Origin of the sequence: Tenacibaculum sp. ZH5_bin.1, from assembly GCF_042865525.1 — a bacterium.
In the GTDB taxonomy this organism is placed as follows: Bacteria; Bacteroidota; Bacteroidia; order Flavobacteriales; family Flavobacteriaceae; genus Polaribacter; species Polaribacter mesophilus.
In genome coordinates this window covers 1245943-1262125 of sequence record NZ_JBEGIO010000001.1, presented here as the reverse complement: position 1 = coordinate 1262125, position 16183 = coordinate 1245943, and the positions used below count along the sequence as shown (strand labels likewise).

Below are 16183 nucleotides of genomic sequence, written 5' to 3'. Positions count from 1 at the left end.
TAATTTGGAAGTATAATTATTAAATTTCAACAATTGTTAAACAACTATGAAATTAGGGTATTCTATAACTTCAACTGTTACAGTTCCTAGAAAATAAAATGAAAATGAAAATATCAATTCTAATCGTTGACGAAGAAAATTCTGCTAGACTTCGGTTTAAAAACTTAGTGAGCGATTACAGTTTTATAGAAACTGTTGATGAATCTTCTAATGGCTTAGACGCTATAAAGAAAATCAACACTTTAAACCCAGATGTTGTATATCTTGACACCAAAATAAACGATATGACTGGGTTTGATATTATCGAAAAAATAACTCTACCTAAAAAGCCTATTTTTATTTTCACAGCTTCTTCTAACGAACATGCTGTGAAAGCTTTTGACTACTTTGCTTTTGATTATCTTTTAAAACCATTAAAAGAAGATCGTTTTTATGCTTCTATTAAAAAGGTTATTGATTATAAGAAAATAGAAAAACTTTCAGATTTAGATAACATCATAGATCTAGTAAAAGAGAAGACTCCTATTGAAATGCCTGTAAAAGGAACCAAGATTAATATTAAATCGGGAAACAAAATAATTTTCTTAGAACGAAACGCTATTAAGTATATATCCGCTTCAGGTTATTATGTAGAAATTTTCACTACTGATAATAAAAAGTATCTACTACGTGAATCTTTATCAAGCATAATTAAAAGGTTAAACTCTAATTTTTTTGTTAGAATTCACAGATCTACTATAATCAACTCTAATTTTATTGATGAGATCATCACTTCCAATTATGGTGAGACAGATGTAAAAATTAACGATAACAAAACCTTTAGAGTAAGTAAAAGCTATAAAAAAGATTTTCAAGAACTTATGGGAGTTAAATAACAATCCTTTCTTTTGAATCATTAATTTTGTTTAATGAACACTAACAAAAAATATAAAAGAATTATTTCTTTAGTTCCTAGTCAAACAGAACTTTTAGTTGATTTAGGTCTCGAAGACAATATATTAGGAATAACAAAATTTTGCGTTCACCCAACATACTTAACTAAAACAAAAACTATTGTTGGTGGCACCAAAAACATAAAAATAGATAAAATTAAAGAGCTTCAACCAGACATTATTCTTTGTAACAGAGAAGAAAACACCAAAGAAATAGTAGAAGCCTGCCAGCAAGTAGCGTTTACCCATGTTTCTGATATTTTTACACTTACAGACTCCATAGAGTTAATTTCTTTGTACGGAAGTTTTTTTGAGAAGCAAATTGAAGCTAAAAAAATAACTAATAAATTAGAGTCAAAAATAATTGATTTTAAAAAGTTTATTGAAAATAAAAAAAGTAGAAAAGTTGCTTATTTTATTTGGAGAAATCCTTGGATGGTTGCAGCAAGTAATACGTTTATAAATCACCTGCTAGAATTAAACAAATTTGAAAATGTTTATGCTAACGAAAAAAGGTATCCAGAAGTTAACATAAAAAATATCAATAAGAAAAAACCAGAATTAATTTTACTTTCTTCTGAACCTTTTCCTTTCAAAGAAAAACACATTCTTGAGATTATAGAACACACTAACAACCTGACTCCTATATTGGTTGACGGTGAATACTTTTCTTGGCACGGTAGTAGACTGTTAAAAGCTTTTGATTACTTTAAGGAGTTACACAACAGGGCTTGACATATCTTCATCTAAATATTTTATTCTATTTAGTTTTTCCAATATCTTCATCGCTTTGAATGCTGAGCGATCACTTTTGCACTCATCTTCATATTTATAATCATTAGCTGTCTCAACCAACCTTAGATATCTCTCTTCAAGATGTTTTCTGTATCTACGTAATTGATTAATTCTTGACATTTATAATTGGGTTAACACGGATTATAAATATACATAATTATTTGATTTACAAAAACATAAAAAAACAATTAAATATAAAATGGGGAAAACCCCTATTTTTAATATTACTAATAACAAAAAAGCTCTTGATTTCTCAAGAGCTTTTTAATTCTATTTACTATCCTGTAACGCAAATACCTGACGTAATAATGCTGTATTACGTAATCCTACTTTATTACGTATACCTTTTTCTTCAACCGCAATCATAGTAAACACACCATCTAACGCTTCAGTTGTTACATAGTCTGTTAAGTCTGGATTCACTTTTTTAACAAACGGAATACTATTGTATTTCGTGATTAAGTTTGACCAAATTTTATCAGCTCCTACTTTCGAAAATGAGTTTTTAATAACTGGATTAAACTCAGCATATAATGCAGAAGTTGTTTTTCCTTCTAAATAAGAAGTTGCAGCATTATCAGCTCCCAATAAAATATTTTTAGCGTCATTAAATGTAATTTCTTTAACAGCATTTACAAAAATTGGAGTCGCTGTTTTTACAGCATCCTCAGCAGTTCTATTAATTGCTTTTAATCCTTCATCAGCTAAATTACCTAAACCTATCTTTCTCAACCCCTTGTCTACTGCTTGTAATTCCTCTGGTAATAAAATTTTTACCAAGTCATTTTTATAAAAACCATCTTTTGAAGTTAATTTAGTTACTTGATGCTGAATTCCGTTATCTAAAGCTTGACGCAAACCATTACCAATCTGTTCTTGTGTTAACACCCCTCCTTGTGGTAATTGATTTACTACTTTTTGTAATTCTGCACATCCCATAAAAGTAAGTGCAATAAAGAATACTGTAATTTTTTTCATGTCTACTTGTTTGATTTTATCTATTAGAAACAATAAACTATTTATTGTCACATTTATTTGAAACTATCGGTATTTTTATCATATCCATACGGACAGTGTTTACAACCACTTTTACAACAATATCCTCGTCGTAAATGATACGCTTCTTTAAAAACCCTATACCCTTGCTCATTAGTATAATACTCATCAGGAGTGGGTTTTAATATCTTATTTCTCATACTACAAATATCATAAAAAAATACGTTAAACAGACTTTATAGCTCTGCTTAACGTATTTGTATATCTTAAAAAATTTAAATCTTACTTTTTAGCGTTAGGTGGATACTCCGTCATAATCTCAGCCACAAATTCTTTAATACGAGCTTCCTTTCTTTCTACACTACTTGTACTCAAAGCTCCCGTTCCTATCCCTTGCCATACTAACTCTTTTTTGTCAGCATCTAACAAATCAATAAACAACGTACCTTCGGTATATTGAGAAACAGTTACTGGACTTGGACCATAATACCATGGGTAGTAAAATCCTCCATAGAAATTATCATTCACATTAATACGCTCACGAGACTTTGTAAACAAACTCACTAAAACATCTGGGGTAGCTGACTTTGTCATCCCTTTCGCCGTCAACTCTGCTTCAATAGCACGCATAATACGTTTTTTATCTAAATCAGAGATTGGAGCTTTGTCTATGCCTGTTTTGTAAAACGCAAACGTTTTGTATTGATTAAAATCTGTTTGTGTATCATAATCCGTTACTACTCTTACTGAACTACATGAAGTAATTAGTAAAGCTACAATTGGCAAAAAAAGTAATTTTAAATTTTTCATTTTCTAAGAGTTTACATGTTTTCTAATAACGCATCGTCCACTAAGTTTGGAAGTGTAACTTTTAGTTTCTTTTCAACTTCCATAGCACGTTTAATAGCAAAAACAGCCTCATTATTTCGTGCCCAACTACGTCTTGCTATTCCGTTATTCACATCCCAGAAAAGCATTGATTTTAAGCGCCTTGATGCATTTTTAGAACCATCAAGAAGCATGCCAAACCCTCCATTAATTACTTCTCCCCAACCTACTCCACCTCCATTGTGAATAGAAACCCAAGTAGCTCCTCTAAAACTATCTCCTATTACATTATGAATTGCCATATCTGCTGTAAAGCGCGAACCATCATAAATATTAGAAGTTTCACGGTAAGGTGAATCAGTTCCAGATACATCATGATGATCACGACCTAAGACTACTGGACCAATTTTTCCTTTCTTAATTGCTTTGTTAAACGCTTCTGCTATTTTCATACGTCCTTCAGCGTCTGCATATAAAATACGTGCTTGTGAACCTACAACTAACTTATTTTCTTGCGCTCCTTTAATCCACTGAATATTATCTGCCATTTGTTGTTGGATTTCTTCTGGAGATTTTTTCATAATTTTCTCCAATACCTTACAAGCAATCGCATCCGTTTTGGCTAAATCTTCTGGTTTTCCTGAGGTACATACCCAACGGAAAGGCCCAAAACCATAATCAAAACACATAGGCCCCATAATATCTTGTACATAACTAGGATACTTGAACTCTCTTCCCAACGTCGGATTTGGGTTCATTACATCAGCTCCTGCTCTACTCGCTTCCAATAAAAAGGCATTCCCGTAATCAAAGAAATACGTTCCTTTTTCTGTATGTTTATTAATCGCTTTTGCGTGACGACGTAAGGTTTCTTGTACTTTTTCTTTAAACAACTCTGGATTATTCGCCATCATTTCGTTTGATTCTTCAAACGACATATCTACTGGATAATAACCTCCTGCCCATGGATTGTGCAACGATGTTTGATCTGAACCTAAATCAATATACACATTTTCTTCAGCAAACTTTTCCCAAACATCCACGATGTTTCCTAAATATGCTAACGAAACAACTTCTTCGTTTTCCTTTGCTTTTCTAACACGTGCTACTAATTCATCTAAATCGGTGATTTTTTCATCAATCCAACCTTGATCTAAACGAACCTGCGTTATTTTCGGATTCACCTCAGCACACACTGTAATACAACCTGCTATATTTCCTGCTTTTGGTTGCGCACCACTCATTCCTCCTAAACCAGCAGTAACAAATAAATTACCTTTTGGAGACTTTCCTATTTTTCTGAATCCGTTTAACACAGTAATTGTTGTTCCATGTACAATTCCTTGTGGACCTATATACATGTAACTTCCTGCTGTCATTTGCCCATATTGAGTTACTCCTAACGCATTAAACTTTTCCCAATCATCTGGTTTTGAATAATTCGGAATCATCATACCATTGGTAACCACTACTCTTGGTGCATCTTTATGTGATGGGAATAATCCCATTGGGTGTCCTGAATACATTACCAAAGTTTGTTTATTGGTCATTTCAGATAAGTACTTCATGGTTAATAAATACTGTGCCCAATTAGAAAATACTGCTCCATTACCACCATAAGTAATTAATTCGTGAGGATGCTGTGCTACTGCATAATCCAAATTATTTTGAATCATTACCATAATCGCTTTTGCTTGCTCTGATTTCCCTGGATACTCTTCAATAGGACGCGCGTACATCTTATAATCAGGACGGAAACGATACATATAAATTCGTCCGTACCTCTCTAATTCTTCAGCAAATTCTGGTAATAAAGCTGAATGATGTTTTTTATCAAAATAACGCAATGCATTACGTAAAGCCAATTTCTTCTCTTCATCAGTTAAAATTTCTTTACGTTTTGGTGCGTGATTTATGGTGGTGTCATACTCCTTTTTTGGAGGTAATGTAGTAGGTATTCCTTGTTTTATTTGTTCTTTAAAAGTCATTTTATACGGTTTATAGTTTCCAATTAAAAAATGAAAACTTATTAATTTTAAATCTGTTTATAATCGTAAAAATGAAGAAACTATGGATAACGGATATCGGCTCTGTGATACTGAGCTTCAATCCTCTTTTTATATTTTAGAGTTAAAAAATCCATTTCTTTGAAGTTTGCACAAATATAAGTCTATACAGTTAAAAACAGCATCTTTAAAAAGTATAAATTTTTCTTCTTCTTGTATTTTTACTCTTGTCCTAACAATAAATTGTACCTTTGGTAAGTTTATTGCATGAACAAGTTTATGATATTTATTTCAAAACATATAATACCAAAAGGATTTTCTGGAATGACATTATACCCTTTTATATTCTTAAAAAGAGAAGATTTAAAAGGTGATCCTGTTTTAATAAATCATGAAAAAATACACTTAAAACAGCAATTAGAGTTACTAATTGTCTTCTTTTATCTTTTCTATTTTTTAGAATGGCTTATTAAGCTGTTAATTTATCGAAAAACATCATTAGCTTATAAAAACCTAAGTTTTGAACGAGAGGCCTATCAAAATGAACATAATTTAGAATATATCTCTACTCGAAAGAGATGGGCATTCCTTTCTTATTTATAATTGTTAAAACATCCGTCTATTTTTTAAGATTTCCGTAAATTGCGTACCCGAAAATTAAGACAATTTACGAATGGAACAAATAACTCCCTATAAACCTAAACACAAAGTACGAATTGTAACTGCGGCTTCTTTATTTGATGGACACGACGCTGCCATTAATATTATGCGCCGAATTATTCAATCTACTGGGGTTGAAGTAATTCACTTAGGACATGATAGAAGCGTTGAAGAAGTAGTAAACTGTGCTATTCAAGAAGACGCAAATGCAATTGCTATGACTTCGTACCAAGGTGGACATAACGAGTACTTTAAGTACATGTACGATTTATTGCAAGAAAAAGGAGCTGGACATATTAAAATATTCGGAGGTGGTGGCGGAGTAATTCTACCAGAGGAAATCAAAGAATTGATGGACTATGGAATTACTCGTATTTACTCTCCTGATGATGGTCGTGAATTGGGATTACAAGGAATGATTAATGATTTAGTTCAACAATCAGACTTTGCCATTGGAGATGCGTTAAATGGAGAAGTAGACAAATTAGCCGATAAAGAAGTTGGCAGTATTGCTCGTGTAATTTCTGCTGCGGAGAACTTCCCCGAAGTTGCTAAAGAAGCTTTAGAAACCATTCATAAAAAAAATAAAAACTCCAAAACTCCAGTATTAGGTATCACGGGTACGGGTGGTGCTGGTAAATCGAGTTTAGTTGACGAATTAGTCCGTCGCTTCTTAATTGATTTTCCTGAAAAAACTATCGGATTAATCTCTGTAGATCCATCGAAAAGAAAAACGGGCGGTGCTTTATTAGGTGACCGTATTCGTATGAATGCTATTAACAACGAACGAGTATACATGCGTTCGTTAGCAACACGTCAATCCAACTTAGCCTTATCTAAATATGTAAACGAAGCGGTAGAAGTTTTAAAAGCTGCTGAGTTTGATTTAATCATTTTAGAAACTTCAGGTATTGGACAATCAGATACAGAGATTATCGAACATTCTGATACTTCTTTGTATGTAATGACTCCTGAATTTGGTGCTGCAACTCAGCTAGAAAAAATCGACATGCTTGATTTTGCTGATTTAGTAGCCATCAATAAATTTGATAAAAGAGGCGCTTTAGATGCTTTACGCGATGTGAAAAAACAATACATGCGTAACAACAATTTATGGGATGTTCACATGGATGACATGCCTGTATTTGGAACGATTGCTTCTCAATTTAACGATCCAGGAATGAATTCGTTGTATAAAGCGATTATGGATAAATTGGTTGAAAAAACTGGAGCCGATTTACAATCTACTTTTGAAATTACGAAAGAAATGTCTGAAAAGATATTTGTAATTCCACCAAGTAGAACGCGTTATTTATCTGAGATTTCAGAAAACAACCGCGCTTACGACAAAAAAGTTGATGAGCAAGAAAAAGTAGCTCAGAAATTATACGGAATCTATCAAACCATCTTATCTGTCATTCCAAACGAAGTGACGGAATCTTTCCTTACTAAAAACGGAATTGACCAAGATGCTATTCAGAAACAAGTTCAGGAGGAAGAGCAACCATTTGTAAAGTTATTATTTGCTCAATTCGATAAAGTAAAACTAAATCTTGACCCACATAACTGGGAAATTATTTTAAACTGGCAAGACAAAGTAAAAAAATATAAAGATCCTATTTACTCGTTTAAAGTACGTGATAAGGAAATTAAAATAGAAACACACACAGAATCACTTTCACACACCCAAATTCCGAAAGTAGCGTTACCAAAATACCAAGCTTGGGGTGATTTATTACGTTGGAATTTACAAGAAAATGTTCCAGGAGAATTTCCTTATGCTTCAGGATTATACCCATTTAAACGTACTGGAGAAGATCCTACACGTATGTTTGCTGGTGAAGGTGGACCTGAACGTACCAACCGTCGTTTTCACTATGTGAGTTTAGGAATGCCTGCAAAGCGTTTATCTACTGCATTTGACTCGGTTACATTATATGGTAACGATCCAGGACACAGACCAGATATTTATGGTAAAATTGGAAATGCTGGGGTATCTATTTGTTGTTTAGACGATGCTAAAAAATTATACTCTGGTTTCGATTTAAGTCATGCTATGACTTCTGTTTCTATGACTATTAATGGTCCTGCTCCGATGTTATTAGGATTCTTTATGAATGCTGCTATCGATCAGAATTGTGAAAAATACATCAAGGAGCACAAACTAGAGAAAAAGGTTGAAGCAAAACTTAAAGAATTATATGACGATAAAGGTATAGAACGTCCTAAATATAATGGTGATTTACCAGAAGGTAATGACGGATTAGGATTACTACTTTTAGGTGTTACTGGTGATCAAATTTTACCTGCGGATGTATACGCTGAAATTAAAGCAAATACCTTAGCACAAGTACGTGGTACGGTTCAGGCAGATATTTTAAAAGAAGACCAAGCACAAAACACGTGTATTTTCTCTACGGAATTTGCATTACGTTTAATGGGTGATGTACAAGAATATTTTATTGAGAAAAATGTCCGTAATTTCTACTCAGTATCTATCTCAGGATATCATATTGCAGAAGCTGGTGCAAATCCAATTACACAGTTAGCCTTAACACTAGCAAACGGATTCACTTACGTAGAATACTACTTATCAAGAGGAATGGATATTAATAAGTTTGGACCAAACTTATCATTCTTCTTCTCTAACGGTATTGATCCTGAATATGCCGTGATTGGTCGTGTGGCACGTAAAATATGGGCAAAAGCTTTAAAACATAAATACGGTGCGAACCCAAGAGCACAGATGTTAAAATATCATATTCAAACGTCTGGACGTTCACTACACGCGCAAGAAATTGATTTTAATGATATTCGTACAACACTACAAGCGTTATATGCGATTTACGACAACTGTAACTCGTTACACACAAATGCTTATGATGAGGCAATTACAACGCCTACAGAAGAATCTGTACGTCGTGCGATGGCAATTCAATTAATCATCAATAAAGAATTAGGATTGGCTAAAAACGAAAACCCTATTCAAGGTTCATTTATTATTGAAGAATTAACCGATTTAGTAGAGGAAGCTGTGTTAACTGAGTTCGATAGAATTACGGAACGTGGTGGTGTATTAGGAGCGATGGAAACGATGTACCAACGTTCTAAAATTCAAGAAGAGAGTTTATACTACGAAACCTTGAAACACACAGGTGAATTCCCAATTATTGGAGTAAACACCTTCTTAAGTTCTAAAGGTTCTCCAACGGTTACTCCACAAGAGGTGATTCGTGCTACCGAAGAGGAAAAACAATTCCAAATCAAAACGAAAGAGAACCTGAACAAAGCACATGAAGATAAAATAGAACAACTTTTATCTGAAATGCAATCTGCTGCTATTAACAATCAAAACCTATTTGAAAAGTTAATGGACGCCACCAAAGTTTGTTCGTTAGGTCAAATTACCTCAGCTTTATTTGAAGTAGGTGGTCAATACAGACGAAACATGTAAAAGGTAATGCCTTTAAATAAATATTTAAAGCCTCGCTTAAATTTAAGTGAGGCTTTTTATACTTTTAAATATCTTCTTTATTAAAGAGTTTCTATTCCTTAAACTTTTGTTTTAAAATAATAAAATGTTAAATAAAAAAATTACACGCAACCTTTCTATTTCTGTAGCGTCTAGTCAATAATAATTTGATACAACTCCATTAATTCTATGAAAAAAATCTTTTTAATAACTACTCTTTTCTCTTTACTATTTGCTTGTAGTAACGAAACTAAAATTAATTTACCAGAAAGTCCAGAACCTCCTTTAGATAACTTAGAAGTCTACACCTTACCCGTAGTCGTACACATAATACATGGCGGAGAAAGTATAGGCGGAGGCTTTAACCTAGCTACCGAACGTATTCAAGAACAAATTCAATCTTTAAATCACGACTTTAGAAGAGTAGCAGGTACTTTAGGAGAAAACAACTCCCCACTTAGTAGTGACTCTTTTATTCAATTTAAACTTGCAGAAATAGACCCTAACGGAAACCCAACTAACGGAATTAACCGTATTAATTATTACGACAACACTCCCGTAAGAGGTGATAAAGACAGATTTGATTGGCTTCCTGAGTTTGAATATTGGAACCCTAATAAATATATCAACATTTGGGTATATGGCGGGTATGCCCCTAATACATTTGCTGGCGCAGCTTCTTTTCCTACCACTAACTTACCTGCAATAGAAGATGAGTTAAAAACCATAGGTGATGGTATTCTAATTAATGTTCATCACTTTGGAAAATCCGATGTTTCTGGAGGTCTCAATCTTGGTAAAACATTAACCCACGAAATGGGACATTTCTTAGGTTTATTACATATTTGGGGAGCTGCTCTTGAAGGAAAACCTTGTTCTGACCATGACGATTTTATTGAAGACACACCACCTGTAAGTAGTTCTATTGATGGTTGTGATGGGACAATTCCTAAAGCCTGTGACGGACAACCTGCTCCTGTAAACAACTATATGAATCTTACTGATGATAGATGTATGAATGTATTTACCAAAGGACAAATTAAACGAATGAGATATGTACTTGAACATGCAGAAAGAAGAAAAACACTAATTACTTCTGATGTGATAAATAGATAACTTACTATTAAAAATTTTAACTAAGCAAATAAGTAGAAATAGTTTTATCTCTACTTATTTTTATAAAACTCTTTCAGTACGTAAAACTGTTTTGTTTTCAACACTTATTTCAGAACCTCCTAGCAAAAATACAGAGCTAGGTTTTTGACTCTGTAAAAAAGAAAAATGCGCTCCATAAGTAGCAGTAAAATCAACATCTATTTTATAATCTGTCACTAGATAATAACTCCAAGTAGGGTGCTTCACTTCGTATTCAGTAGTTTTACTTTCACTCTTAGCATATCCCCAATAATGCTCTGCTATAAATTCAATTTCTGTATTCGGTTCAATAGCTATTGATTTTGATAAGCTTTCAACTGATATTGAATTCCATTTCTTATTTATTTTCCATTGATACGATATTTTTAACTTATTATCTTTCTCTACCCAACTATGTTTCATGGGTAATGTTTGATAGTTTTCTTTATAAATAGTATTCGCTACAAAGGTTATAGCTGGCTTGGGTACTATTTCTTTTATAAAAACTACCCCTCTCTTATCTTTTCTTTTTACATAAAATCGAAGATTTACTTCTTCAAAATTTACATGAAAAGGAACTCTTACACCTAATAAGTTTGTATTTAAGAACATAAATCCTACAACACTTGTATAGCATTTATTTTCAAAAAATCTAACTTAGTACCTTTAGGTATATACTCTTTTAGCACTTCTGGATTCACCTCATAATTTACCATGACCAATTTTCGCCATTCTGCTTTTAAAAAACTCATATAATTTTATTTTTAGTTAATATATATACTCCAAGTTACTATACTGATATATATCCAAAAACATGTAAAAAAAACGTGAATAACTGTTTCGACCTTTTTTCCTCTCCACAATTTAGGTGAATACACAAATAACTGCATAAACAATCTAATAGACCAAAAAATAGCAAAGCCTAATATAATTTTTCTTCCAAGGTTTGTTTCTATCAATTCTTTACTTTCTAACACTAAAATACTTCCCATTAAAAACACTGTTAGTGCTATAAAAAAAGTATGAACCATCATCATTTGCCTATTCATTAAACTAAGACCTTTTAACTCATCTTTCCAATTAAAATATTTTGGAAAAATAACATGTATTAAAGCCAAAAGCATTAACAAACACCCTATAATCTTTAAGTGAACCTCCATAACTATTTCTAATTTTTATTAAATTTTTCAAGAACAAAAACCGACATAAACGGTGTAAATTTTATCTCTTCTTCTAGTTTCAAATTAGCTTTATCAAATACACTTTTCCAAGTTTTTTTTGAAAAGAAATGCATAAATCCTATTGAAAAAGCTAAAAAATTAGGTAAATCTCTCAAGTGCTCTACAACCAAAACCTTTCCTTGTTTTTTTAAAACTCTAGAACACTCATTAAAAAGAAGCTCTTTCTCCTCACTAGACCTCACTTCATGAGCCGCCGAGAGTAAAAATAAAATGTCAATAGATGAATCTTTTAGCGGTATTTTACCCGTACTAATTGATTTAGTACCTGGATACACCCTACTCACTTTTCTTGCTCTTTTTATAGCCTCTTCAGTATGCCTTGTTTGATCGTAAAAATCAAAAACTTGTAAATTTGATGATTGAAACTTGTTTTTTAGAATGAAACTTGTCTCATCAAAACCTGCATTAATATTCACGAGGTTATTACTAACTTTTAAGTTAATATTATCTACCCACTTAAAATCATAGTATTTCGAAAAATCATATACATAAGCAGAGACTAGCAAAGGAGTTAACAATCCGTATATAATAATTACAACTAAAAACCACTTTAAGTAATTATTGTAGCTAAATAAATAATGCCCCAAAACAACCACTAACAAAGCTATTAAGCCAATGTAATAAAAATGCCTATTGAAGCTAAGTATATTTAATACTCCTTGAAACTTTCTTCTTCTTATTTCCATAATTCAATTTTCCCTTTTTTCCAGTAGTATGGAACATTTTTAATAATAAATGAGTTAGCAACTCTCACATTTTTTAATCCAAGGTCTTTTATAAATGAAAATTTATAATCGACAATTTCAATAGGCTCGGGTTTCCAATTATTTCTTACACCCTCAATAATTAATACTTCTTTTTTAGGTTTATTATACGTAAAAGTAAATGGTAAAGGCCCCGCAAAGCGTCTTGCTTCTTTCCAATCAGAAAAAGGCGAAAGTTTCGGTAATGACACATCACTCCCTTTATCCTTAAACACTATTTTAAAATCTGATTCTTTTGAGCTAATACTTATTTTACTATCTAGTTTAGTCTGCTTAATATCAGAAGTTGTGTAGTTATAATGAGTAAATAAATTGCCAGCTATCTCCATTCTTTTACTACTCGTTTCCGATTTTAAAATATAAAGCCCTCTTAATTTTCTTCCTTTTGAATTGGTATATCTCACAAAAATGCGATAGCCAATTAAAAAGAAGTCATTCCCTAAAATTTTCGGAAACCCTTTTGGTCTCAAATTTTTAGTTTGCACCATAGCTACTGCTAAAAAAGCCCACTGATTATTAAAAGTATCTAAATTCAAACATTCAGGAATAAAGTCTTCTAAATGTTCCTTTGGTACTGCAAAAGTTGTAACAATTGAAGTTTCAAAAAATGCTTCAACAGCAAATGGATGATTTTTTAGTATCTCCTTCATGCTACAATATTTTTAGGACTTAACTTAAATTCATTTACATAAACTATAAATACAAACAAAATAGCAAAAACTATATTAAGCTTACCCCAGAGTAATATGTCTGAAGTAATCATAAATTCAATTACATTCATTATTGAAACAATTACAATCTGTGTTATTGCATTTAACTTTGACTTATAATTTGATAGGATCCACACAACCATTGCAATTTCTAACATCCCTATTATAAAGGTTAATTCTCTTGAATAGTCATTACTTACAATTTCTCCTACTATTTGCTGATGTCTTGGAACTAGATTAAAAATTTTACAAAAGAGTCCATTAATCAACCAAACGCAAGCAATTAGATATATCAATATTGTGTGTAAGTGATTTTTATTCATTTTGTATTTTCAGAAATTTTTGAAAGTTAATGTTTAAATTTTTTACTTTTTTATCATTTTGGTAAAGTTAGATAACAACCAATGTTCATCAGCCTTGATTGCATTTTCTAAAATGCCATTTACAGTTTTGGTAACAGATGATAAATCATTCATTACTTTTTTAAAGGCTTCTGCTTCTTCAGAGTTCTCTTTAACATCCTCTTGTAACTCATCTAACACTTTTAAAACAGGTTCAATTTCCCTTTTCTTACGCTCTTTCGTTACCTGTTTAAATAGTTCCCAGATATCCTTGTCTGCGACAAAAAACTCTTTACGCTCTCCCACTACAAACTCTTTACTTACAATTCCCCAATCAATTAACGCACGAACATTCATGTTTACATTACCCCTAGAAATTTTTAAGGTTTCCATAATTTCATCAGCAGAAAGAGGCTTTGTAGACACTAACAACAACGCATGTACTTGTGCCATGGTCTTATTAATACCCCAGTTGGTAGCTAAACTACCCCAAGTATGAATATATTTTAATTTTGCATCTTCTAATTTCATACTACAAACATACAACATTTTATTAAACTTTCAATAATTATTGAAAATAAAAAACAAAGATTTTAACCTAACTAAAAACGGTCTTTTTCCTTAAAAACGAATAATAAACATAGCATACTTTACTATTTTCTAATCAAACAACATAAATATGAGTGCACAATTGTATTTTATTACATCAGGTAAAATGACTATCCAATTAAACGGGATGGCCTTTGGTAAACATTTAAAAGATCCTGTAAAAAACATAAAACATTTCGGAACGAAACAACATAGTCTAGAATTAGTTTCTAATAACCCAAATAACTTTACTGATTGGGGGATTATAGAATTGATAGACCTACATCCTTCAATGGGACAGTTAACTGTATCTATTGATTGTGATGATTGGGGATGGTTCGGTACTGCCCAAATTCAATTAAAAATGAACAACCAAATTGTACTTAACGATAATTTTCAATCGGGAGTTAAAGGTCCAATAGGCAATCCACTTCGTATAAAAAGATTTCCTATTACCAATTTTTAAACTCTATTATTACACAAAAAACATTTTATTATCCTTACAATTAATTTTGTAAGGTTTTTTATTTTCAAAAAAAATTAAACTTTCTTGTAATAATTTTACTTTTCAGAATACCTATCAAGAAAACCAAATTTTGAGTAACGATTTTTATATAACATCCATTTTACCACATGCTGGTATTATTATTAAAATATGTAGAGCTTATACAGACTCTCAAGAGGATTTTGAAGACTTTTATCAAGAGGCTTGTTTACAAATATGGAAAAGTAGAGATGCTTTCCAAAACAAATCGAAATGGTCTACTTGGATATACAGAATTACGCTAAATGTTTGTTTAACCTTAGCGAAGAGAAATGCTAAAAAAGAATATTCTTTAGAGAAAACTCCCAATTTATCGGAGGATAATAAAGCTTTTCAAAACGAAGATTTAAACTTATTATACGATGCCATTAAAAAATTATCTGAAGTCGACAGAGCTATAATTTTACTGCATTTAGAAGAAAATCCTTACAAAGAAATTGCTGCAATTATTGGAACAAGCGCTAATAATATTGCAGTACGCATTAACAGAATTAAAAAACAATTAAAAATAGTATTAGATGGAAAAATCAATTGAAAAAAGATGGAATGAAGCTTTTATAAATGAACAATCATTAATAGCTCCAAAAATTAACGATATATACAACCAGAAGTCTAAATCGGTTATTAATAAAATTAAAAGAACCTACGAGTTTGACAATAAAGGATTGCTTCCTATGGCAGGAATTGTAGTTATCGGTGGGGTTCTTTTATCTGAAACTATTATTGGTGCATACGGTGCTTTTTTAATCTTAAGTTTGTATTTCTTTAATACAAGATTATTAAAAAGATTTAAGACGATTGATGTTAAATCTGACAATTTAACATATTTAAAAAATTATAGAAGTGTAATTAACTCGGTATCTAAAGCCACAAAAAAGTTATTTGTTTTTGCAATTCCACTAGCAATTGTATCAATTTTTGCTCTGGCTTACGGTGTGAAAGAAAAAAGTTTTTTATCTAACTATATATCCAGTGACTCTTCATTCTTACATATTATAGGGGTTGGACTTATCGTAGCAATTGTAACTGGAATTATTGGTTTCGTAGTGTATAACATCTCTACTCGAATTTTATATCACAGTCTTATATCAAAACTAGACGATATTATTAAAGAAATGGAAGATTTAAAGACCTCTTAATTAATCATAAACCAGAATTATAAAAGAATAATT

The 16183-nt window shown here is 31.7% G+C and carries 18 protein-coding genes and 1 pseudogene; 8 read left to right on the top strand and 11 right to left on the bottom strand.

Annotated features, from left to right (window positions below):
• The first annotated feature begins 104 nt into the window (after nt 1-104).
• Nucleotides 105-875: a LytTR family DNA-binding domain-containing protein gene (locus ABHQ57_RS05845; RefSeq protein WP_073182666.1), complete on the top strand. Its 771-nt coding sequence runs from the start codon at nt 105-107 to the stop codon at nt 873-875.
• Nucleotides 876-908: 33 nt separating this feature from the next.
• The gene (locus ABHQ57_RS05840) at nt 909-1667 is read left to right on the top strand and encodes an ABC transporter substrate-binding protein (RefSeq protein ID WP_167713290.1); all 759 of its coding nucleotides are present in this window, start codon (nt 909-911) and stop codon (nt 1665-1667) included.
• On the opposite strand, the gene ABHQ57_RS05835 is transcribed toward ABHQ57_RS05840, so the two are convergent.
• From ABHQ57_RS05835 to ABHQ57_RS05815, 5 genes are all read right to left on the bottom strand, one after another.
• The gene (locus ABHQ57_RS05835; protein ID WP_047788449.1) at nt 1650-1847 is read right to left on the bottom strand and encodes a hypothetical protein; all 198 of its coding nucleotides are present in this window, start codon (nt 1845-1847) and stop codon (nt 1650-1652) included. The two genes, ABHQ57_RS05840 and ABHQ57_RS05835, sit on opposite strands and share 18 nt — an antisense overlap.
• Nucleotides 1848-1997: 150 nt before the next feature.
• Nucleotides 1998-2705: a DUF4197 domain-containing protein gene (locus ABHQ57_RS05830; protein WP_167713288.1), complete on the bottom strand. Its 708-nt coding sequence runs from the start codon at nt 2703-2705 to the stop codon at nt 1998-2000.
• 53 nt (nt 2706-2758) lie between these two features.
• Nucleotides 2759-2923, bottom strand: a complete 165-nt coding sequence (locus tag ABHQ57_RS05825) for a DUF5522 domain-containing protein (RefSeq protein WP_159432107.1) — start codon at nt 2921-2923, stop codon at nt 2759-2761.
• A gap of 82 nt (nt 2924-3005) precedes the next feature.
• Complete coding sequence (locus tag ABHQ57_RS05820; protein WP_167713286.1) at nt 3006-3533, bottom strand: DUF4136 domain-containing protein; 528 nt, start codon at nt 3531-3533, stop codon at nt 3006-3008.
• An 11-nt stretch (nt 3534-3544) separates the two neighbouring features.
• The gene (locus tag ABHQ57_RS05815; protein WP_167713284.1) at nt 3545-5539 is read right to left on the bottom strand and encodes a urocanate hydratase; all 1995 of its coding nucleotides are present in this window, start codon (nt 5537-5539) and stop codon (nt 3545-3547) included.
• 297 nt (nt 5540-5836) lie between these two features.
• Between ABHQ57_RS05815 and ABHQ57_RS05810 the strand changes: the two genes are divergently transcribed.
• From ABHQ57_RS05810 to ABHQ57_RS05800, 3 genes are all read left to right on the top strand, one after another.
• Nucleotides 5837-6160: a hypothetical protein gene (locus tag ABHQ57_RS05810; protein WP_047788453.1), complete on the top strand. Its 324-nt coding sequence runs from the start codon at nt 5837-5839 to the stop codon at nt 6158-6160.
• A 70-nt stretch (nt 6161-6230) separates the two neighbouring features.
• The gene (locus tag ABHQ57_RS05805) at nt 6231-9671 is read left to right on the top strand and encodes a methylmalonyl-CoA mutase family protein (protein ID WP_167713283.1); all 3441 of its coding nucleotides are present in this window, start codon (nt 6231-6233) and stop codon (nt 9669-9671) included.
• Between the two features lie 207 nt (nt 9672-9878).
• Nucleotides 9879-10805 (top strand): M43 family zinc metalloprotease, encoded by a 927-nt coding sequence (locus ABHQ57_RS05800; protein ID WP_167713282.1) that lies wholly within the window; start codon nt 9879-9881, stop codon nt 10803-10805.
• A gap of 60 nt (nt 10806-10865) precedes the next feature.
• Here the strand turns inward: ABHQ57_RS05800 and ABHQ57_RS05795 are convergent.
• From ABHQ57_RS05795 to ABHQ57_RS05770, 6 genes and pseudogenes are all read right to left on the bottom strand, one after another.
• Nucleotides 10866-11539 (bottom strand): annotated as a pseudogene (locus ABHQ57_RS05795) (YqjF family protein).
• Between the two features lie 48 nt (nt 11540-11587).
• Nucleotides 11588-11983: a hypothetical protein gene (locus ABHQ57_RS05790; RefSeq protein WP_167713280.1), complete on the bottom strand. Its 396-nt coding sequence runs from the start codon at nt 11981-11983 to the stop codon at nt 11588-11590.
• Between the two features lie 8 nt (nt 11984-11991).
• Nucleotides 11992-12750 (bottom strand): methyltransferase domain-containing protein, encoded by a 759-nt coding sequence (locus ABHQ57_RS05785; RefSeq protein ID WP_047788458.1) that lies wholly within the window; start codon nt 12748-12750, stop codon nt 11992-11994.
• Entirely contained in the window at nt 12741-13478 is a 738-nt protein-coding gene (locus ABHQ57_RS05780; RefSeq protein WP_047788459.1) for a DUF2071 domain-containing protein, read from the bottom strand. The genes ABHQ57_RS05785 and ABHQ57_RS05780 overlap by 10 nt, the downstream gene beginning before the upstream one ends.
• Nucleotides 13475-13861 carry a DoxX-like family protein gene (locus tag ABHQ57_RS05775; protein ID WP_389862739.1) on the bottom strand — a complete coding sequence of 129 codons (387 nt, stop codon included), beginning with the start codon at nt 13859-13861 and terminating at the stop codon, nt 13475-13477. The genes ABHQ57_RS05780 and ABHQ57_RS05775 overlap by 4 nt, the downstream gene beginning before the upstream one ends.
• A gap of 42 nt (nt 13862-13903) precedes the next feature.
• Nucleotides 13904-14410: a GbsR/MarR family transcriptional regulator gene (locus ABHQ57_RS05770; protein ID WP_159613555.1), complete on the bottom strand. Its 507-nt coding sequence runs from the start codon at nt 14408-14410 to the stop codon at nt 13904-13906.
• 148 nt (nt 14411-14558) lie between these two features.
• Between ABHQ57_RS05770 and ABHQ57_RS05765 the strand changes: the two genes are divergently transcribed.
• The 3 genes from ABHQ57_RS05765 to ABHQ57_RS05755 all read left to right on the top strand — a co-directional run bounded on the left by ABHQ57_RS05765 (nt 14559) and on the right by ABHQ57_RS05755 (nt 16150).
• Entirely contained in the window at nt 14559-14933 is a 375-nt protein-coding gene (locus ABHQ57_RS05765) for a hypothetical protein (RefSeq protein ID WP_159489871.1), read from the top strand.
• Between the two features lie 130 nt (nt 14934-15063).
• Nucleotides 15064-15546, top strand: coding sequence for an RNA polymerase sigma factor (locus tag ABHQ57_RS05760; protein ID WP_159613551.1), 483 nt, complete (start codon nt 15064-15066; stop codon nt 15544-15546).
• Nucleotides 15530-16150 carry a hypothetical protein gene (locus ABHQ57_RS05755; RefSeq protein WP_167713277.1) on the top strand — a complete coding sequence of 207 codons (621 nt, stop codon included), beginning with the start codon at nt 15530-15532 and terminating at the stop codon, nt 16148-16150. Before ABHQ57_RS05760 ends, ABHQ57_RS05755 begins: the two co-directional genes overlap by 17 nt.
• Nucleotides 16151-16183: the final 33 nt, after the last annotated feature.